Annotated in this window: 18 protein-coding genes; 7 read left to right on the forward strand and 11 right to left on the reverse strand. The window is 72.8% G+C overall.

Annotated features, from left to right (window positions below; genetic code table 11):
- Positions 1-39: 39 nt before the first annotated feature.
- Positions 40-783: an ABC transporter ATP-binding protein gene (locus IW245_RS04225; RefSeq protein WP_197001886.1), complete on the forward strand. Its 744-nt coding sequence runs from the start codon at positions 40-42 to the stop codon at positions 781-783.
- Complete coding sequence (locus IW245_RS04230; protein ID WP_197001887.1) at positions 783-1,649, forward strand: ABC transporter permease subunit; 867 nt, start codon at positions 783-785, stop codon at positions 1,647-1,649. Before IW245_RS04225 ends, IW245_RS04230 begins: the two co-directional genes overlap by 1 nt.
- A 42-nt stretch (positions 1,650-1,691) precedes the next feature.
- On the opposite strand, the gene IW245_RS04235 is transcribed toward IW245_RS04230, so the two are convergent.
- Genes IW245_RS04235 through IW245_RS42025 form a run of 3 tightly spaced genes read right to left on the reverse strand, consistent with a single transcriptional unit; the run spans position 1,692 to position 6,711 of the window.
- Positions 1,692-2,936: an ATP-grasp domain-containing protein gene (locus IW245_RS04235; protein WP_231398650.1), complete on the reverse strand. Its 1,245-nt coding sequence runs from the start codon at positions 2,934-2,936 to the stop codon at positions 1,692-1,694.
- Complete coding sequence (locus IW245_RS04240) at positions 2,933-4,189, reverse strand: MFS transporter (RefSeq protein WP_197001888.1); 1,257 nt, start codon at positions 4,187-4,189, stop codon at positions 2,933-2,935. The genes IW245_RS04235 and IW245_RS04240 overlap by 4 nt, the downstream gene beginning before the upstream one ends.
- The gene (locus IW245_RS42025; protein WP_197001889.1) at positions 4,186-6,711 is read right to left on the reverse strand and encodes an L-tyrosine/L-tryptophan isonitrile synthase family protein; all 2,526 of its coding nucleotides are present in this window, start codon (positions 6,709-6,711) and stop codon (positions 4,186-4,188) included. Before IW245_RS42025 ends, IW245_RS04240 begins: the two co-directional genes overlap by 4 nt.
- Positions 6,712-6,861: 150 nt before the next feature.
- On the opposite strand from IW245_RS42025, the gene IW245_RS04250 reads away from it, so the two are divergent.
- Complete coding sequence (locus IW245_RS04250) at positions 6,862-8,361, forward strand: amino acid adenylation domain-containing protein (RefSeq protein WP_197001890.1); 1,500 nt, start codon at positions 6,862-6,864, stop codon at positions 8,359-8,361.
- Positions 8,358-9,404: a thioesterase domain-containing protein gene (locus IW245_RS04255; protein ID WP_197001891.1), complete on the forward strand. Its 1,047-nt coding sequence runs from the start codon at positions 8,358-8,360 to the stop codon at positions 9,402-9,404. The genes IW245_RS04250 and IW245_RS04255 overlap by 4 nt, the downstream gene beginning before the upstream one ends.
- Before the next feature lie 4 nt (positions 9,405-9,408).
- On the opposite strand, the gene IW245_RS04260 is transcribed toward IW245_RS04255, so the two are convergent.
- Together IW245_RS04260 and IW245_RS04265 are read right to left on the reverse strand one after the other, a co-directional pair.
- The gene (locus tag IW245_RS04260; RefSeq protein ID WP_233473120.1) at positions 9,409-10,134 is read right to left on the reverse strand and encodes a VIT1/CCC1 transporter family protein; all 726 of its coding nucleotides are present in this window, start codon (positions 10,132-10,134) and stop codon (positions 9,409-9,411) included.
- Between the two features lie 72 nt (positions 10,135-10,206).
- Positions 10,207-10,950 (reverse strand): sugar phosphate isomerase/epimerase family protein, encoded by a 744-nt coding sequence (locus tag IW245_RS04265; protein WP_197001893.1) that lies wholly within the window; start codon positions 10,948-10,950, stop codon positions 10,207-10,209.
- A gap of 85 nt (positions 10,951-11,035) precedes the next feature.
- Between IW245_RS04265 and IW245_RS04270 the strand changes: the two genes are divergently transcribed.
- Complete coding sequence (locus IW245_RS04270; protein WP_197001894.1) at positions 11,036-11,485, forward strand: GNAT family N-acetyltransferase; 450 nt, start codon at positions 11,036-11,038, stop codon at positions 11,483-11,485.
- Between the two features lie 103 nt (positions 11,486-11,588).
- Here the strand turns inward: IW245_RS04270 and IW245_RS04275 are convergent, their stop codons facing one another.
- From IW245_RS04275 to IW245_RS42030, 5 genes are all read right to left on the reverse strand, one after another.
- Positions 11,589-12,005, reverse strand: a complete 417-nt coding sequence (locus IW245_RS04275) for a VOC family protein (protein WP_197001895.1) — start codon at positions 12,003-12,005, stop codon at positions 11,589-11,591.
- A gap of 10 nt (positions 12,006-12,015) precedes the next feature.
- Entirely contained in the window at positions 12,016-12,390 is a 375-nt protein-coding gene (locus IW245_RS04280) for a helix-turn-helix transcriptional regulator (RefSeq protein WP_197008309.1), read from the reverse strand.
- Between the two features lie 128 nt (positions 12,391-12,518).
- Positions 12,519-13,169: a DUF2306 domain-containing protein gene (locus IW245_RS04285; RefSeq protein ID WP_197008310.1), complete on the reverse strand. Its 651-nt coding sequence runs from the start codon at positions 13,167-13,169 to the stop codon at positions 12,519-12,521.
- A 333-nt stretch (positions 13,170-13,502) separates the two neighbouring features.
- On the reverse strand, positions 13,503-14,162 hold the full coding sequence (locus tag IW245_RS04290; RefSeq protein WP_197001896.1) for a response regulator: 660 nt from the start codon (positions 14,160-14,162) through the stop codon (positions 13,503-13,505).
- Between the two features lie 85 nt (positions 14,163-14,247).
- The gene (locus IW245_RS42030) at positions 14,248-15,492 is read right to left on the reverse strand and encodes a sensor histidine kinase (protein ID WP_197001897.1); all 1,245 of its coding nucleotides are present in this window, start codon (positions 15,490-15,492) and stop codon (positions 14,248-14,250) included.
- Between the two features lie 715 nt (positions 15,493-16,207).
- Here IW245_RS42030 and IW245_RS04300 point away from each other — a divergent pair.
- Entirely contained in the window at positions 16,208-18,253 is a 2,046-nt protein-coding gene (locus IW245_RS04300; protein WP_197008311.1) for a M4 family metallopeptidase, read from the forward strand.
- 242 nt (positions 18,254-18,495) lie between these two features.
- Here IW245_RS04300 and IW245_RS04305 read toward each other — a convergent pair whose 3' ends face one another.
- Positions 18,496-19,149, reverse strand: coding sequence for a DUF998 domain-containing protein (locus tag IW245_RS04305; protein WP_197001898.1), 654 nt, complete (start codon positions 19,147-19,149; stop codon positions 18,496-18,498).
- Positions 19,150-19,285: 136 nt separating this feature from the next.
- Between IW245_RS04305 and IW245_RS04310 the strand changes: the two genes are divergently transcribed.
- The gene (locus tag IW245_RS04310) at positions 19,286-19,606 is read left to right on the forward strand and encodes a YciI family protein (RefSeq protein ID WP_197001899.1); all 321 of its coding nucleotides are present in this window, start codon (positions 19,286-19,288) and stop codon (positions 19,604-19,606) included.
- The last annotated feature ends 4 nt before the right edge of the window (positions 19,607-19,610 follow it).

Genomic DNA, 19,610 nt, shown 5'->3' on the forward strand with positions numbered 1-19,610 from the left:
TCGCCGTCGCGATGTCACCGACCACACGGGGGTTGCCGCATGGCGGAAGGACGGATCGTCGTCAGCGAACTGACGAAACGGTTCGGTGCGGACACGGTCGTCGACCACCTGTCGTTCACCGCCGAGCCCGGGCGGGTGACCTGCTTCCTCGGCCCCAACGGCGCCGGCAAGACCACCACCCTCAAGATGCTGCTGAACCTGACCCGGCCCACGTCGGGCACCGCGACCATCGGCGGAATCACCTTCACCGAGATGGCGGAACCGTTGCGGTCGGTGGGAGTCGTGCTGGAGTCCGCGGGCGCCCACCCCGGCCGGACCGGGCGGGATCACCTGCGGGTCGTGGCGGCCACGATGGGCCTGCCCGACACCCGGGTGGACGAGGTGCTCGACAGTGTCGGACTCACCACGGCCGCACGGCGTAGGGCCGGCAGGTACTCCCAGGGGATGCGCCAGCGACTCGGCATCGCGACGGCGTTGCTGGGCGACCCCGCGACCCTGATCTTCGACGAACCGACCAACGGCCTGGACCCGGCGGGCGTGCACTGGGTCCGCGGGCGGCTGCGGGCCCTGGCCGACGAGGGCCGCACCGTTCTGGTGTCCAGCCACCTGCTGACCGAGATGGAGATGCTCGCCGACGACGTCGTGATCATCGCCGCCGGCCGACTGGTGACCCAGGGGCCGCTCGACGCGGTGCTCGACGCGGCGCCCGCGCCCGATTCCCGGGCGAAGCCGGGACTGGAGAGCGTGTTCCTGCACCTGACCCAGGAAGCCGAGGTGCGGTGATGGGACGGCTGATCCGGTCGGAGCTGCTCAAGTTCCGCACCACCGACGTGTGGTGGATTCTGGGGCTGATCGCGCTCGTCGCCACGGCCGGCGCTCTCGTGGTGAACGTGTTCCAGGCGAACGCCTCGCTGACCGACGTGTTCATGCCCTCCAGCGGCAGCACGGAGGAACTCGAGAGCATGCGCGCCCACTTCGTCGAGGAGCACAGTGTCCGGGGCGTCGCTCCGGCGGTGTACGTCTCGGGACAGTTCCTGGGGCTGCTGGTGGCGATGCTGCTCGGGATCGGGGTCGTGCGCGCGGAGTTCGCCCACCGGACCGCGAGCGTCACCTTCCTGTGCACGCCGCGCCGGGCGCACGTGATCGGCGCGAAGTTCCTCGCGTCGAGCGTTCTGGCGGCCGTGCTGTGGGCGGCCACCACCGCGCTGAACACCATCGTCGGCATCGTGTACTTCTCGGCGAACGGCTACGAGACGGGCCTGACCTACGGCGGCACTCTTGGCTCGATGCTGCTCAACCTGTTCGCCTACGCCGTGTGGGCCGCGTTCGGCGTCGGGTTCGCCACCCTGCTGCGGGGCGGCGCCGCGGCCCCGATCGTCGGCGTGGTGCTCTACCTGATCAGCATGCCGGCGGCGTTCATGGCGTTCGACGTGTTCGGTTCGATGTTCCTCGACGACACGACCTCTCCACACCGGTACGCGCTGATGGTGGCGCTACCGGCGGCGGCGTCGCAGGTGATGACCACCCCCGGCGAGGTGTACCGGGAGAGCCCGGCACAGTGGGTCGGCGCCGCCGTGATGATCGGCTACGGGCTGTTGTCCGGTCTGATCGGCGCGTATCTCACCCGCCGACGCGACATCGAGTGCTGACCCGCGCCGGGCGGCTGACGGTGCGCCGCCCGGCGGACGGGGTCAGTCGTCGAGCCGGTCCGACCGGATCCGGACCGTGTCCCCGCCCATGGCGAACTCGAACTCCAGGGCCCGGCGCGCCTCGGCGACCAGTTCGAGCATCGATCCGTGGTCGGCGGTACGGCCGGTCAGCACGTCGAGCGGGCGGGTCATGACGCCGCCGGGCAGCTCGGCGCCGGGTTGGACGAACCTGCGGTACCCGTCGATCCCGGCCATGCCGCGCACCTGCGGGACGCCGCGCACCGCGACGAGCCGGCACGCCAGCACCGGGGCAGGGTTGTTGTGCTGGAAGAACACGCCGTCCGGCCGGAACGGTCCGATGTCGAGCGCCTCGCCGAGTGCCGCCCGGCCGGCGAGGGTCACCAGGTCCGGTCCGCCGGCCCGCAGGCCCAGGTCGTGGAGCTGGCCGCCGAGCCGGCCGTTGACCTCGATCACGTGCGGGCCGTCCGGGGTGAGCTTGATCTCGGTATGGGCGACGCCGGTTCGCACGCCCAGCGCCGCCACGGCCCGGCCGGCGAGGTCGGCGACGGCGGCGGACTCGTCGTGGTCCAGGTGGGCCGGCCAGAACTGGCCGCGTTCGCGGAAGGGCTCCAGCAGGGGGTACTTGCCGGTCACGGCCACATGGCCCACCCGCCCGTGGGTCACGACGCTCTCGACGGACACGTAGTCGCCGTAGGGCCCGGTGTCCCGACCGGCCAGGTACCGCTCCAGCACGAGGTCCGCCGCGCCCCGCCGGTGCAGCTCGTCGACGAGCCGGCCGCCGGCCGCGGCGTCGAGGATCCGGTGGGTGTCCCGGCTGCCCTCGCCCCGGACCGGCTTGAGGACGGCAGGCAGGCCCACCGCGGCGACGGCGGCCGGCCAGTCGCCGGGGCCGGACAGCCGCGCGCAGCGGAGCCGGTCGACGCCGGCGGCCCGCAACCGCTCGCGTTGCAGGTACTTGTCCGTCAGCGCCCGGGCGGTGTCGGGGGAGTGGCCGGGCAGCCCGAGTGCGGCGGCCAGGTCCGAGGTGAGGCGCAGTTGGCGTTCGCTGAAGGTGAGCACCGCGTCGGGTCGCAGCCGTCGGATCCGCTCGGCCGGGTCCTCGTCGAGCGGCACGACCTCGCCGAACTCGGCGAGCAGCGGTCGCATCCGGTCGTTGTGGTCGGAGTGGGGGAGCGCGTAGGTGACCCGGCCGAGCGGGGCCAGACCGGTGTGGATCTCCAACGGCTGCGCGGCACCGGCGTCGTAGACCACCACGAGCCGGGTCACCCTGCCACCTCCACCGAAGCCGGAGCCGATGTCGCGGCCGGCACCGGACGGGTCCGCACCGCCCACCCGATCACCGGCCGGTTCAGCACGATCCCCACCACGAACAACCCCGCCAACACCAACCACCCACCCATCCGCCACTGACTCGTCAACGCCGTCACCAGCACCGGCGCGACCGCCCGCGGCACCAGCAACCCGAGCCGGAACGCCGCGCCGTACTCCCCCTGCGCGTCCGCCGGCGCGAGGTCGAACCGCAACGCCCAACGCGCCCCCTGCCCCCACATCTCCCCGGCGGTCAGCGCCACGACACTCGCGACGAGCAGCGCCACCGCCGGCCACCGCGGCACCATCCCGGAGAACCCCGCCAGCACGCACGTCCCCGCGAGCGCCGCCAGCGCCCACTCCTGCAGCCGCCGGGCCCCGGCGAGGGTGTCGGCGGCCCGCGCCGCGCGTACCTGCAGGCAGGCCACGAGCACGGTGTTGATCGCCAGCAGCCACGCGGCCAGCCCCGGCGGCGCTGACGTGGACGACACCAGCCACAGCGGCAACGCGAGCCCCAGCAGCGTGTCCCCGATGGTGGTCAGATTGGCGTGCTGGGCCACCGCGAGGTACGGCAGGTCCCGCAGCGCGCGGCGCGACCGGACCTCCCCGGGCGCCGGCGCGGTCCCGGGCACCGGTGGCAGCCACACGTACAGGGCGGCGGCCAGCACCGACGTTCCCAGGTACGCCCAGATCAGGGTCAGGTAGGCGGTCCGGGTGGCCACGGCGAGCGCGACCCCGGCGGCCAGGGCCCCGAGGGTGAGGCCGATGTTGAACACCGAGCGCAGGTACGCCGACGTCCGGACCCGGTCGGCGCCGGCCATCACCCGGGCGATCATCGCCTCGTTCGCGACGATCCAGCCGGACTCGAAGATCCCGAGCACGGCGACGATGGCGAAGAACTGCCAGAAGTGCCGGGTCCAGACCGCGCAGGCCAGGGGCGCGGCGGTGGCCAGGGCCATGCCGATCGCCACCCGGCGGGGGCCGATCCGGTCGGCGAGCCGGCCGGCGGGCAGTCCGGCGAGGAGGCCGAGGAGCCCGGCGACCGACAGGCCGAGGCCGACCTGGGTGGACGACAGGCCGACGGAGCGGACGAAGTAGACGGCGCTGCCGGCCGCGTACAGGCCGAGGCCCAAGCTGTTGAGCAGGGACACCGCGATCAGGATCCGGCCAGGGCCGGGCGGGGGCAGCAGACGGGCGAGGGTCGGGTTCATCTGCGCCTCAGGTGGATGCCGGTGCGGATCAGGTCGTCGACGGTCGACGGTGCCATGAACCACGGCTGGTCGGGGCCGAGCAGCGCCGAGTACACGGGCACGTGGCCCCGGTCGGACAGGGCGACGGCGAAGTCCGCCGACAGCTGGCCGAGGACGTCGATCGCGGCCGTGCCGTGCCAGGGCAGCACGCCGGCCCCGCCGAGATAGCCGAACCCGAGGCTGCCGGGCCGGGGGTTGGGCGTCAGCCGGATCCGGCCGGGGAACAGGGTCGCGTCGTCGTAGCCGAGGTCGCGGTCGACCTGCAGCACGGCCAGGTACCGGATGGTGCGCTGCCACGCCCCGACCAGCACCTTCCGGCGGGGTGGGCCGCACACCGGATCGGTGACGTCGAAGATGTCGGCGTACAGCCGGCGGGACCAGGTCGGGCGCGGCACCCCCGCGGGCGGTTCGATGGTGACGACGTAGAGCAGGGAGCTGAACAGGTCCGCGAACGGCGGCATCACCGTGCCGTCGCCGCGCCGGCCGAGGAGGTCCGTGACCAGCTCGCCGGCCCGGTCCAGGGCCCGGACCGGTGCGGCCGTCACGTCGACCCCGGCGAGAGCCTGCTCCAGCTCGTGCGTCCGGTCGTCGATCATGCCGGCGCGCCGGGCCCGCACGTCGGTGCCGAGGATCCGTTCGGCGACGTCCTCGACGTCGGCGATGGCGCACACGTCGTCCCCGCCGATCAGCGTGTGGTACTCGCCGAGCTTGCCGTGGTAGGCGCGCAGCAGGTCCGCCGGCCGGGTCTGGAAGTGGTTCCCGTCGGTCAGCACCGTGATCCGCAGCCCGGGCGGGTACACGCCCCGCACGGCGTGCTGGAGTTCCCGCAGCCGGACCAGTGCGCCGAGTTCGGCGAGGTCCGGCAGGAAACCGGCCGTCTTGAGCCCGTTGTAGTGCAGCTTCACCGGGAACCCGAACGTGACCACCGGCAGCGGCTCGCACCGGTCCACGAAGGCCCCCAGCGGCCGGGCCGTGTCGAGGGAGAAGTTGTCCCGGGGGCCCTTGCGGAACCGTTCCCGGGTGAGCACGTGGTGGATCAGCGCGACGGGGTCGCCGTCGGGCCGGGTCCGCCGGGCGTTGTCGGCGATCCGGCGGGCGGCGGTGTCGGCGCTGGCGAGCAGGGTGTCCACGAGCGCGCGGGAGGCGGCGGCGTCCAGGTGCGTGGCGTGCCCGGCCGCGGCGGCGTCGTGGTCGGCGAGTTCGGCGATCCGCAGCTCCGCCAGGGACCGGGCGTGCGACAGCGTGTGACGGTCGCGCCGTCGGGCGGTGCGCCCGGTGCGCGGGACGGTCTCGAAGCTCGACACCACCTCCGCGCCGTCGTCGGGGCCGTAGGGGTTCTCCACCGCGTAGCCGGGCAGTTCGACGGCGACGGCCAGCACCCCGGGCAGTTCCTTGGCCAGGGCGCGCCGGTTCTCGCACAGGTCGTCGAACACGGCGACGATGTCGAGGTCGCCGAAGCCGGCGAGGTTGTCCGCCTTGTGCTCGTGCACGGGCCGGGTCCGGTCATCGGGCATCATCGCCATCCGGGGCGCAAGGATCCCGGCCCGGGCGAGCGCGGCCTCGGTGTGCCCGCGGACCCGTTCCCTGCGGCCGGTGTTGAAGACCACGCTGCCACCGGCGTCGTGGACGTCCCAGGCGAACCTGGCCAATCCCGGGGTGGGCTCGTCGGTGCGCATCCGGTCCCAGGGCTCGAAGAACGCGGCGCAGAAACTCTCAAAAGCGAGATCCATCTCCGGGTACCGCTCCGCGAGCCCCGCCCGGGCCACGAACCCGTCCCACGACGGCCGGTGGTACGTCGGCAGCTCGCCGGCCGGGTCCACGAACTCGGCGATCCCGAACCGTTCGCCGACCAGCCGCAGCGCGTCCACCGTGCGCTGGCGCGGGACGAGGGCGCACAGGTCGACGTCCAGCATGACGGCCGGTCGCCGGACGGTCGGGTCGTGCCGGCGGCGGCGGGCCCGCTCGGCGACCCGGTCGAGCACCTCGGTGAGCACGGCGTGCTGGCGGTCGGGGACGCTGTGCGCCTCGGGGCCGAACACGTGCGCGGTGCCCGGGGCGAGGAAGCGGGTCTCGGCCGCGAACGTCGCGTCGACGCGGGCGCGGTGCGCGGGGGCCAGGGCGTGCAGGGCCGCGAGCAGTCCGGTCCAGGACGCGGGTTCCACGGGGGCCGCGGGGCCGGCGGGCAGGACGAGCCGGCCGGTCGCCGGGTCCAGGCACAGCGCGGCGAGCGGGGGCGGGGCCACGGCGTACCGGTCGATGAGGATCCGGGCGACGACGGCCAGCGGCCGGACGACCCGGTCGGGGTCGGACGCGAGGACCGCCCGGACGCCGGGGTCCACGGCGGGGCCGAGGAGGGTGTTCGGACCGGGGCCGAGGGGGTGGGCCTCCATGCCGGGGCCGGTGGGGTCGACCGTGCAGTAGAGCCGCAGGACAGGGTCGGTCGCGACGAGTTCCGCGTAGGTGAGGAGCGTGTGGACAGACACGTTCAGTAACCTCCCCTGGGAAGTTGATCAAGCACCGGGACGACTGTAGCAACGGATCCACCGGATACCCACAAAGGATTTGATCTTGACTAAGTGATCTTGATGTGTCAGGGTCTGGCTGCGGAGACCACCGTCCACGGGGAGTTCTCATTGCCTGCGACCACCCTCACAGACCTGTTCGGCCGGGTGTGCGCGCGCCGGCCGGACGCGCCGGCCGTCACCGACACCGTCCACACGCTCAGTTATCGCCAGCTCGACGAGGCCGCCGACGCGCTGGCCGCCCGGCTCCTCGCCCTGGGCGTCGGACGCGGCGACCTCGTGGGACTGCGGGTCGACCGGACCGTGACCGCCCCGGTCGCGATCCTGGCGATCCTGCGGACCGGCGCGGCCTACGTCCCGCTCGACCCCGGCTACCCCGCCGAGCGGCTGCGGATGATGGTCGCCGACGCGCGCCTCACGGCACTGGTCGGCGATCCGGCGCTCGACCACGGCCTCGGCCCCGACCGCGTCGTGGACCCGCACGCCCCCGCCCCTGAACAGCCCCCCGTCGGCGGACCACCACTGGTTCCGGCGTCCGCCGACGTGGGGCCCGACGACCCGGCGTACGTCATCTACACGTCGGGATCCACCGGCCGCCCGAAGGGCTGCGTCATCACCCACGGCAACGTCCTGGCCCTGCTGGACGCCGCGCTACCGCTGTTCGACCTCGACGACACCGACCGCTGGTCCCTGTTCCACTCGATCAGCTTCGACTTCTCGGTGTGGGAACTGTGGGGCGCGCTCGCCACCGGAGCCACCGTCGTCATGGTCCCCGAGGCGGCGACGCTGACCGGCGAGGCGCTCGTCGCGCTCCTGGCCCGGGAACGGGTCACGATGCTCAGCCAGGTGCCGTCGGTGTTCCGTTCGCTGGTCCTGGCGCACGAGCAGGCCGGCAGCCCACCTCTGGACCTGCGGTACGTGGTGTTCGGCGGCGAGAGCGTCGACCTGGACACCGCGCGCCGGTTCGCCACGGGCTCCGGCAGCACCGCCCGGCTGGTCAACATGTACGGCATCACGGAGACGACCGTGCACGCCACCTTCCGCGAACTCGCCCCCGCCGACCGGGGCTCCCCGATCGGCCGCGCCCTCGGCCATCTGGCCATCGAGGTCCGCGCCGACGACGGCCGACCCGTGCCGCCCGGCGAACCCGGCGAGATGTGGCTGACCGGCCCGGGCGTCTCCGCCGGCTACCTGCACCGCCCGGAACTGACCGCCCAACGGTTCCCCACCGTGGACGGCCGCCGCTACTACCGCTCCGGCGACCTGGCCACCGAGGGCCCCGACGGTCAACTGGAGTACCACGGCCGGTCCGACCAGCAGGTCAAGCTGCGCGGCTTCCGGATCGAACTCGGCGAGATCGAGGCCGTGCTGCGCGCCCACCCGGACGTCGCCGACGCCGGAGTGACCGTGTGGACCAGCCCGGCCGGCGCGCGGTTCCTGGTCGGCTGCGTGGCCCCGGCGGTGCCGGCGGACCTGCGCGCGCACGCCGGGCTGACGCTGCCGGCGCACATGGTGCCGCACCGGTACGTGCCCGTGCCGACCCTGCCCCGCACCCCGTCCGGCAAGCTCGACCGGGCCGCCCTGGCCTCGTCCGTGGGAGGAAGACCGTGACCGTCACCCGCGAGGAGGCCACCGCGCTTTTCACCGCGATCTGGGCGGACCTCCTCGGCGTCCCCGCAGGCCCCGACGACGACTTCTTCGACCTCGGCGGCTACTCCCTGCTCGTCGTCGACGTCGTCGACCGGGCCCGCGCCGCCGGCCTGCGGATCCGGGCCATCGACGTCTTCGAACACCCGACAGCCGCCGGCCTGGCCTCCGCCGCGCTCACCGGCCGGGACCCGGGGTTCCGGCCCGACATGGTCGCCCACGTCTGGGCGACCAGCGCCGGCCCGTGGCAGGCCCCGCCGAGCCTCGTCCCGCTCGTCCCCGACGGCGACCGCGAACCGCTGTTCGTCGTGCACCTGGGCACCGGCCACGTCCGGCTGTTCACCGCCCTGGCCGAGCGGGTCCGGTGCGGCCGACCGGTGCACGGCTTCGAGGCCATCGGGTACCGGGCCAGGGTCCGCCCGTTCCTGTCGGTCGGCGAGACGGCCGAGCGGTACCTGTCCGAACTGCGCGCGGTCCAGCCCACCGGCCCCTACCACCTCGCCGGACTGTGCGCCGGGGGCGTCGTCGCGCTGGAGATGGCGCAACGGCTGCGCGCCGCGGAGGAGGAGGTCGCGGCCCTCGTGCTCGTCGACCTGCCCTCCGGGATGCCGGAACTGGACCCGGGCTGGGGACTCAACGAACACTTCGAGTACATGCTGGGCGCGTTGAAGGTCCAGTTCGGACTGCACGACCCGGTCGCGGACCTGCCCGGGGTGCTCGCCGAACTCCAGCGCCGGGCGTGGTTCGAGGACACCGACGGGATCGACGACTTCTACCGGCTCGTCGTGCTGTGGGCCGCCGCCCAGTACGCGCAGGAGCACTACGAGCCGCGGCCGTACGCCGGGCCGGTCACCGTGATCAGCGCGGCCGAGCACATCGACCGCGCGCGAGCGTACTGGTCGCCGCACCTGCCGACGGCGCGGTACCACGTCGCCGACGACGTGCGGATGCAGCACATCCTGCGGGAGCCCGGAGTGGCCGACGCGTTCGTCGAGGCGCTGTCCTGAGCGCTCAGATGCCGGTCGCGCCCAGCAGGTGGCCGATCGTGTAGGTGACGACCATGCCGAGCGCCCCGCCGACCACCACCCGGGCGATCGCCGGCCCCCGCCGGGCGCGGCCCAGCCGGGCACTGATCGCCCCGGTCAGCGCGAGCGCGGCGAGCACCGCGACGAAGGTCACCGGCACCCGGACAGAGGCCGGCGGGGTGAGGATCGCGACCAGCGGCAGGATCGCGCCCACGGTGAACGCCACAGCGGACGCCAGGGCGGCGTGCCACGGGTTGGTCAGCTCCTCGGGGTCGATGCGCAGTTCGGCGTCGGCGTGCGCGGCGAACGCGTCGTGCGCGGTGAGCTCCGCGGCGACCTGCCGGGCGGTGTCGGGACTGAGGCCCTTGGCCTCGTACAACGCCGCCAGTTCGGCCTGCTCCTCGTCGGGGGACTCCCGCAGTTCCCGGCGTTCCCTGCTCAGCAGCGCGCGTTCGCTGTCGCGCTGGCTGCTGACGGACACGTACTCGCCGACGGCCATCGACACCGCCCCGGCGAGCAGGCCGGCGACCCCGGCGGTGAGGATCGGCGCGCGGTCACCCGTCGCTCCGGCGACGCCGACGACGAGGCCGGCCGTGGACACGATGCCGTCGTTGGCGCCGAGGACGCCGGCCCGGAGCCAGTTCAGCCGGGACGCCAGCGCCTCGACGTGCGGCTCGCCGGCGTGGCCGGGAAGTTCGCCGGGTGTGGTCACCACCGGAGCGTAGGCCCTCATACCCGCAAAATCCCGATATGACGGGGTACGTGTCCCCGCCGGACGGCCAGGTCAGCCCTGGGCGCGCATCAGCGCCGCGAACCCCGCCAGCGCCGCCTCGAACGGCTCGGCGTCCGGATACCACGGCGTCTCGTGCTCCAGCACCACCACGCCCCCGAACCCCAGCCCCCGCGCCGCCGCGAGGGTCTCCACCAGCGGAACCCCGCCGGCACCCGGCACCAACGGCCGCCGGTCCGTCGGGGACGCGGCATCCTTGAGCTGCAGCTCCACCAGCCACGGGGCCAGCGCCTCCGCCGCGTCGGCCGGCGACTCCCCGGCCCGCCACGTGTGCAGCGCGTCCCAGATCGCCCCGACCCCCGGCACGCCCGCCAGGATCGGCACGAGCGACGCCCCGGTCAGGAACTCGTCGTGCGTCTCCACCAGCAACCGCACCCCTGACCCGGCGGCCAGCTCCACCGCGGCCCCGAGCCGATCCACGATCGCGCCGACGGCCCCGGCCCCGGGAAACAGCCGCAGCGTCCCCGCCCCCAGATCCCTGGCCAGCTCCACGTGCTCGACGAGCCCGTCGATGCTCTCGGACAACCGGATGTACGTCGCCAGCCCGGTGACGTCCAGCCCGTCGAGATCCACCCGGGCCGCCGCGCGCTCGCGAGCCGTGATCCCGGTGTGCACGGGCTCCGACGGCGCGCACCGCAGCTCGACAGCCCCGATCCCGTACCGGCGAGCCAGCGTCGCGACGTCGGCCAACGGCAGCCCCGGGCAGCCGAGAGTGGACAAGCCGAGCGGGTTGGTCATCGGCACAGGCTAACCTAGCCCGCGTGCCTCGTCAGCGGACTCTCACGCCGTGGGAGCCGGCCAGGGCCTGGGACAGGGGGCGTCGGTGTCGGACCACGGAGTTGTCGCGATCAGGGCCGTCGAGGACGACGACGTCGAGACGTTCTTCGCGTACGAGCAGGAGCCGGACGGAGCCCGGATGGCGGCGTTCACGCCACGGGACCGGGAGCCATTCCTCGCGCACTGGGCCAGGATCCGGGCCGACCCGACCGTCGTCACGACCACCGTCCTCGTGGACGGGCACGTCGCCGGCAACATCGTGAGCTGGGACGCCCCCACCCACCGCGAGGTCGGCTACTGGATCGGCCAGGCCTACTGGGGCCGCGGGGTGGCCACGGCCGCGCTGGGGCTGTTCCTGGCGGAGTACCCCTTCAGGCCGCTGCACGGGCTCGTCGCCACCGGCAACGCCGGTTCCATCCGGGTGCTGGAGAAGTGCGGCTTCCGCCGGGTGGACACCGACGAGGAGGTGTACGTCGAACTCGTGCTGGACGCCTGACCGCCAACGAGGGGCTGATGCCTCCGCCGGCAGGGACCGCCCGCCGGCCGGGAACGCACCGACGGCCGCCCGGCAGGGGCCTCACCGCCCGCCGGCACGGACCTCACCGACGGCGGGGCTGGTTGAAGCGCAGCATGTTGCCGGAGGGGTCGCGAAACGCGCAGTCGCGGACGCCGTACGGCTGGTCGACCGGCTCCTGCAGCACCTCGGCCCCCGCGTCGCGGATCCGTGCGAACGTGGCGTCGCAGTCGTCGGTCCGGAAGATGACTCCGCGCAGCAGGCCCTTCGCCAGCAGTTCCGCCATCGCCTCCCGATCGGCGGGCGAGGCGTTAGGGTCGGCGACCGGCGGTTCGAGGACGATGTCCACGTCGGGTTGCGACGGCGAGCCGACGGTCACCCAGCGCATGCCCTCGAACCCGACATCGTTGCGCACCTCGAAGCCGAGAACATCCCGGTAGAAGGCGAGTGCCTTGTCATGGTCGTCGACGGCGATGAAGCACTGTGACAGCGTGATATCCATACAAATCATGCTACGGGCGGAGGGCGGGACTGCCGTCCCGATTCCTGACCGGCCGGGTATGGATCTTGGCGACGCACGCCGGAATGGCGGCGCCGTCGTCGTGGCGGCGGGCCCGGTACGCGCTCGGGCTCTCGCCCACCAGCTCGGCGAACCGGGTGCTGAACGACCCCAGCGAGGCGCACCCGACCGCGAAGCAGACCTCCGTCACCGTCAGGTCGCCCCGCCGCAGCAGCGCCTTGGCCCGCTCGATCCGGCGCGTCATCAGATAGCTGTAGGGCGTCTCCCCGAACGCCGCGCGGAAGCTGCGGGAGAAGTGGCCCAGCGACATGAGAGCCGCGCGGGCCAGGGCCGACACGTCCAGTGGCTCCGCGTAGTCGCGGTCCATCCGGTCGCGGGCCCGGCGCAGCCGGACGAGGTCCTCCAACGTCACAGAACCAGCATCCCACGCCACCCGGCCGGGCCCGGCGCCGATGACCCGGCGCCATCGGTCCCCAGGGCGCCCGGGTCGAGGGGTCACTGACTGGTGAGGTGGCCCGGGGCGGAGTCGGCGACCACCATGGCGGACCGCCGCGGGCCGGCCGGGCGTCGGCGGATGACCCACTCGGCCACGGCCACGTTGATCACCCAGCCGGCGGCCATCAGCATCGCCCTGGTCACGGTGCCGGGAACGCCGAACAGGAGGAGCCACGGCACATTGGTCAGGACCTGGGTGCCGGCACCCTGGCCGATCGCGTACCCGCGGATCATCCACGCGCTGTGCCGGATGAGGTCCCGGCGGCGGATCGCGGCGAAGCCGAGGGCGAGGGACGCGAACATGGCGGAGCCGAACACGAGCCGGATGCCGACGAGCAGGGCCCCGTCGCCGGGCGCGTCGGGATAGAACAGGGTCATCCACAGTCCCGACAGTGCCGCGGCGAGCCCGCACGGGACGGTGATCCGGCCGGCGATCCGGTGCCAGCCGCGCCGGCGGAGGCCGGGGGCGAACTGGAGCGCGCCGAGTACGCAGAACACGCTGGCGGTGAAGATGTGCACCAGCACCGGCACCGGCATGGCGACGAAGCGGGCGTTGTCAGGGGTGGTGGGGGCGTTACCGGCCAGGTCGGCCACCCGGACGGCGCCGCCGATCATCGGGACGACCGTGAGCGCGATCAGCAGGGTGGGCACGAGCCAGCGGGACTTGGCGGAGGAAGCCACAGCGAAAGTACCCTTCTTCGATCTGGTCAGCCGCATCCGAGGGCGGCGGCCGCCGGAACGGGGACGTCCCGACGTGCGTTGATCGTGCGCTGTGGACGCCGCCGACTCATCGGCACTCGGGCCCGAACCGGACCGGCCGATGGACCGGGAAATCGGGCGTACTTTCGGCCCGACAACGATCCACCCGACCGATCCGACCCACTCGGCGCGACCCCGAATCGTTTGGCCCGGCGCTCGATGCGGCGGTGCCCGCCCCGGGCCGTCCTCGGACGGGACGCGAGGCCGGGCCGGTCGTGCGACGCGCTAGTGGTTCCTGATCCGGTGGGTCTCGTGCGCCCACATCGCGATCTCGACCCGGTTCCGCGCCCCGAGCTTGGCCATCAGGCTCGCGACATGCGTCTTGACGGTGCTGAGACTGATGTACAGCTCGTCGGCGATCTCGCTGTTGGTCCGCCCACGGGCCACAGTGGACAGCACCTGCTCCTCCCGGTCCGTGAGCGGCTCGACGGGCTGTCTCGGCGCGGCGGTCGGTCCGGAGTCGGCGAAGGCGCGCAACAGCCGGGTCGTGACGCTCGGGGCGATCAGCGCGTCGCCCCTGGCCGCGGCGTGCACGGCCTGGGCGAGCAGGGCGGGGCCGGCGTCCTTGAGCAGGAAGCCCCGGGCGCCGGCCCGCAGCGCGGCGTAGACGTACTCGTCGAGGTCGAAGGTCGTGATCACGACGACGGCCAGGGGGTCGGGCACGGTCGGTCCGGCGAGACGGCGCGTGGCCTCGATGCCATCCATCCCTGGCATCCGGATGTCGAACAGACACACGTCCGGGCGCAGCCGCGACGCGAGCTCCACGGCCGCGATCCCGTCCGCGGCCTCGCCGACGACCTCGATCCCCGGCTGGGCGTCGAGGATCATCCGGAGCCCGGTCCGGACGATCTCCTGGTCGTCGGCGACGATCACCCGAACGTTCACATTGCCACCCCGACCCACGCCACCCGCGCGTCCACCCGGCCACCCCGGCACGCCGCCTGGTTTACCCGGCCACCCCGGTGCGTGGTCACGCCGGCACCCCCGAGCGGGGCAGCACCGCGGTCACTGTCCAGCCCCGGCCGGCCGACGGCCCGGCGTCCAGGGTACCGCCGAGCAGATCGGCGCGTTCGATCATGCCGGTCAGCCCGTAGCCGCGCGGCGCGGCGGGGGCGGCGTCGCCGTCGTCGCTCACCTGCAACCGCACCGACGTGGAGTCGGCGGCGACGCGGACCTCGACGCGGGTCGCGTGCCGGGCGTGCCGGCGGGCGTTGGTGACGGACTCCTGCGCGAGGCGGTAGATCGCCGTCCCCACCGACGGCGGGAGGCCGTCGAGGTCGCCGGAGATCTCCACGTCGACGGCCGGCCCGGAACGGGCGGGACCGGCGAGATCCCCGAGGTCGGCGATGCCGGGGCCGCGGTCCGGCTCCCCGAGGTCCACGGTGGCCGGCCCTGCGAAGTCCGCGAGGGCCGGCCTTGCGAGATCTGTGAGACCGGGGCCGCGGGCGAGCCCTCTCAGGTCGGCGATGCCGGGGTTGGGTGCCAGGTCCGCCGGCTGGTCGCGGCGCAGGACGCGGACCATGGCGCGCATCTCGGCGAGGGCGCGCGACGCCTCGGCCTCGATCACGCGGAGCGCGTCGACGGCGGCGTCCGGGTGCGACGCCGCCGTGGCGATGCCGGCCTGGGCGCGGATCGCCATCGCCGACACGTGGTGGGCAACGGTGTCGTGCAGGTCGCGGGCGAGTCGTTCCCGTTCGAGGAGTTTGGCCTGGTCGAGTTCGCGGACGCGGGCCCTGGCCCGGTACCGGATCGCGGCGCCCAGGGCCGCGGCGGCGAACAGGACCACGAAGCCGCCGACCGCGTCGGCCCGGCTGAGTTGACCGATGACCACCGACAGCGTGACGTTGCCAGCCGCGATCGCCGCGCCGATGGCGATCTCCCGCCCGGACCCCCACCGGACCAGCGCGTAGACCAGGATCAGGACGTACGCGACCGTGTACGACTGCGGCCGACCGGCCCCCACCACCAGCGTCACCAGGCCCGAGACGCCGAGGGCGACCGCGAACACCGGCAGTGGGGCGCTCCGGCGCCACAGCAGGGTCGGTAGCAGCGCGACGACAGTCAGGCGCACGAGCCACGGCACCTCGGGCCGTTGCACCGCCTCGAGCACGGCGAGCGGTCCGAGCACCCCGACAAGCGCCCAGTCCCGCCACCCGCGCGGGGGCGGGCCGGCGGGGCGGGGCTCGTCCCACACCGAGCGGAGAAACGGATGCACGGCGTCATCCTACGAGCGTCGGCGTGCCACCAGATCGGTCCAAAGTACGAGAAGCGAGCACGGGTGGGGCCGCGTCGAGCCTGGTCCCCGGCTCGCCCAAGAGTAGGACGGACGTTCGCGCCGCTGGAGGACAATCCACCCAGACCTGCCTGGAACACCAGCGCCGCACTCTCGGCTCCCGCCCGACGCCTGATCCGGAGCCTGTTCGGGCCACGGGCCGCGGACACGACGACGCCCGTCCGTACGGTCCCTGGTCGACCGGCTCCGGCGGGACTCCATTGTGATGCGCGCCACAGTTTTCAGGTGGCCTGTGCGTTCCCTGTTTCCGGCTGTCCGTTGGATTAAGCGGAGGTTATGCCGTGCCCTGGAGATATCAGATCTGTTATGTGTCTGCGGGTTTCGGCTTGCCGAATGCGTCCGGATAACGGGCAGTCCATACGCGACGTAGATGCCGCAAGTACCCCTAGCAGGCACGATGAAGGTCAACCCTAACGGTGACTTAAGGGGCATTGACTCATCCCGATGGGTGGGACTAGCTTCTCCGTTACCCGGGTCCCAGCAATTCCCTGCTTCACGAAAACGCACCGGTGCGCCATTCTCACCCCTCACATTGTTCGGCGCCGAACGTCCACCGTCCACAGACGAGGACGTCCGGCGCCGGAACGAAGGAGCACTCGTGAAACTTCCCCATCGGATACTGACCGTGGGCGGTGCCATGACCGTGGCACTCGCCGCGGCCGGCACCGCGGCGGCCGTCACGGCGCCCGCCCCCGAGATGTCCGTCCAGAGCGCGGCGGCGGCCCACGCCAACGCCCTGCAGTCGACGGCCTCGCTCGTTGCCAGCCGGCCGTCCTACCTGAAGGCCAGCGCGGGTGACAACTTCGTCCAGCGCGACGCGGTCGGCTCGAACGGCACCCAGTACGTGGCGTTCGACCGGACCTACAAGGGTCTCAAGGTCACCGGCGGCGACTTCGTGCTGGCCACCGACGACCTCGGGAACCTGAAGTTCGCCTCGGTCGCCCAGGACCACGCGATCGGCGACCTGGCGATCACCCCGAAGGTCACCCAGAGCGCCGCCGAGGCCGTCGCCAAGTCGAAGCTCACCTCGCCGGCCCTCGAGGGCTCCCAGCTCGTCGTCTACAACCTCGGCGCGACGCCGCGGCTCGCGTGGGAGGCCACGGTCTCCGGCCGTGACGCCGAGGGCCCGAGCCGGCAGACCGTCGACGTCGACGCGCTCACCGGCACGGTCCTGCACACCCAGGAGCACGTGGCGCACGGCACCGGCAACTCGGCCTTCAACGGCCCGAACCCGGTGACCATCAACACCTCGGGCTCGGGCAGCTCCTTCTCGATGACGGACCCGACCATCACCAACCTGAGCTGTCAGGACGCGGCGACGAACACCACGTTCACCAAGTCCAACGACACCAGCTGGGGCAACGGCACGGCCACCAACAAGGAGACCGGCTGCGTCGACGCCCTGTTCGCCGCGCAGACCGAGGCGAAGATGCTGACCCAGTGGCTGGGTCGCAATGGCATGGACGGCTCCGGCGGCGCGTGGCCGATCCGGGTCGGCCTGGCTGACGTCAACGCCTACTACGACGGTACCCAGGTCCAGATCGGGCACAACAACGCCAACCAGTGGATCAGCTCGGTTGACGTGGTGGCGCACGAGATGGGTCACGGCATCGACGACCACACCCCGGGTGGCATCTCCGGCAACGGTACCCAGGAGTGGGTCGCCGACTCCTTCGGCGCGGCCACCGAGTACTTCGCCAACGAGCCCAGCCCGTACGACGTTCCGGACTGGACCGTCGGCGAGACCATCAACCTGGTCGGCACCGGCCCGATCCGCAACATGTACAACCCGTCGCTGGTCAGCGGCGACCCGAACTGCTACTCCAGCTCGGTCCCCGGTGGCGAGGTGCACGCCTCCGCCGGTCCCGGTAACCACTGGGACTACCTGGTCGCCATGGGCACCAACCCGGCCGGCAACCCGGTCAGCCCGACCTGCAACAGCACCACGATCACGGGTATCGGCGTCCAGAAGTGGATCAAGATCCTGTACAACGCGATGCTGATGAAGACCTCCAGCAGCTCGTACCTGAAGTACCGCACCTGGACGCTGACGGCCGCCAAGAACCTCTACGGCGCCACCGGCTGCACCGAGTTCAACACGGTCAAGGCCGCGTGGGACGCGGTCAGCGTTCCGGCCCAGGCCGGCGACCCGACGTGCACCGGCGGCACCCCGTCGCCGACCCCGACCACCTCGCCGACCGGTTCCCCGAGCCCGACCCCGACCTCGGGCACCTGCTCGGGCCAGAAGCTCGGCAACCCGGGCTTCGAGACCGGTACCGCCACCCCGTGGACCGCCACCGCCGGCGTCCTCGACAGCGGCACCAGCGAGCCCGCGCACGGCGGTTCGTGGAAGGCGTGGCTGAACGGCTACGGCTCCGCGCACACCGACACGCTCTCGCAGTCCGTGGCCATCCCGGCCGGGTGCCACGCGACCCTGAGCTTCTACCTGCACATCGACACGGGCGAGACGGGCTCCACGGTCTACGACAAGCTGACCGTGACCGCCAACTCGACCACCCTGGCGACGTACTCGAACGTCAACGCCGCCGCCGGTTACGCTCTGCGGTCCTTCGACGTCTCGTCGCTGGCCGGTTCGACCGTGACCATCAAGTTCAACGGTGTTGAGGACTCGTCCCTGCAGACCTCGTTCGTCGTCGACGACACCGCGCTCACCCTGAGCTAGTCCGTACGGAACTGTCGAGTGGGCACCCGGAGAACTCCCTCCCCGGGTGCCCATTCCCCGTGCCGCGGTACGTCTCGGGGACCCGGTTCGGGCCGCTGGTCGGCACACCGGTCCTCGTGGTGCCGCCGAACCCGGCGCCGCCGCTCGTCCCGCACCAGCGGTAGCCGGCGCCGGGGATCACGGCCGGAATGCCCGCGACCACCAGGGCCGGGAGCCTTGGTGGTCGCGGGCGACGGCTGGGTTCACGCGGTCCGCCGGTAGCGGGCCGCGACCGCCGACACCCACAGCATGGCGGTGATCGCGCCGACCGCCAGCGTCACCGTGCCGTACCGGCCGCCGGTCATCGCCCACCCGTTGCCGACCAGCAGGGCGGTCCCGGCGATCCGGGAGGCGACGGCGTAGCCCCGGTTCCCGGCCCGGCCGAAGTGCCGGCCCAGGACGTAGCAGGCGGCGATCAGGGCGAGGAACGTGATGGTGCCGGCGACCATGTGACCGATGCTGTGCCAGGAGAACGATGCGGGCATGCCGGCCGGCGTACCCGTCGGGAAGCCGTCGGCGGGGTCCATCACGAGGCAGCCGGCGGCGACCATGCCGAACCCGGCGATCCGGACCAGCCGGGGCGCCCACCGGCCCCCGGGCGTGCCGTGCAGGACCCGGCGCAGCCCTGTGGCGCCGAGGACCAGCAGCGCGCCGGCGAGGACGAAGTTGGCGATCTGCAGCCAGCCGAGGGAGCCGTCGCTCAGGGCGCTGAGCGGGTGGCGCGTGATGTCGAAGCCCTCGCGGGTCGCCGCCTGGCCCAGTGAGACGGCCGCCCACAGGGGCGAGGCGACGACGGCGCAGGTGAGCAGCGTGCGGGTGCTGGTGGCGGTGGCGGCGGGAAGCTGGACGGCGGTCATGGCGGGTGCCTCTTTCGGGTTCGTGTTCGGTTCTCGCTGAGACGTCGGCCGGACGATGTGACAGGGAACGGTGCCGTTCCCTGTCGGGTAGGCTGGACGACGCTTCGACAAGCAACCGAACAGAAGGAGATCTGCCATGCGGTACCTGATGATGTCGAAGACCACCGACAACACCCCGGACGAGAAGCTGTTCGCCGAGATGGCCGCGTTCATCGAGGAGATGTCCGCCGCCGGGATCCTGCTGGCCACCGGCGGCCTCGACGGATCCGGCTACCGGATGACGGCGGTCGGCGACGAGATCACCGTGACCGACGGGCCGTTCGCGGAGGCCAAGGAGGCCTTCGGCGGGTTCGCGCTGGTCGAGGTGCGTTCCAAGGAGGAAGTGCTCGAGCTGGGCCGCCGGTTCCTCAAGATCGTCGGAGATGGCGAGAGCGTCATCCAGCAGGTCTTCGCCTGATCCG

This window comes from Longispora fulva, assembly GCF_015751905.1.
Lineage (GTDB): Bacteria > Actinomycetota > Actinomycetes > Mycobacteriales > Micromonosporaceae > Longispora > Longispora fulva.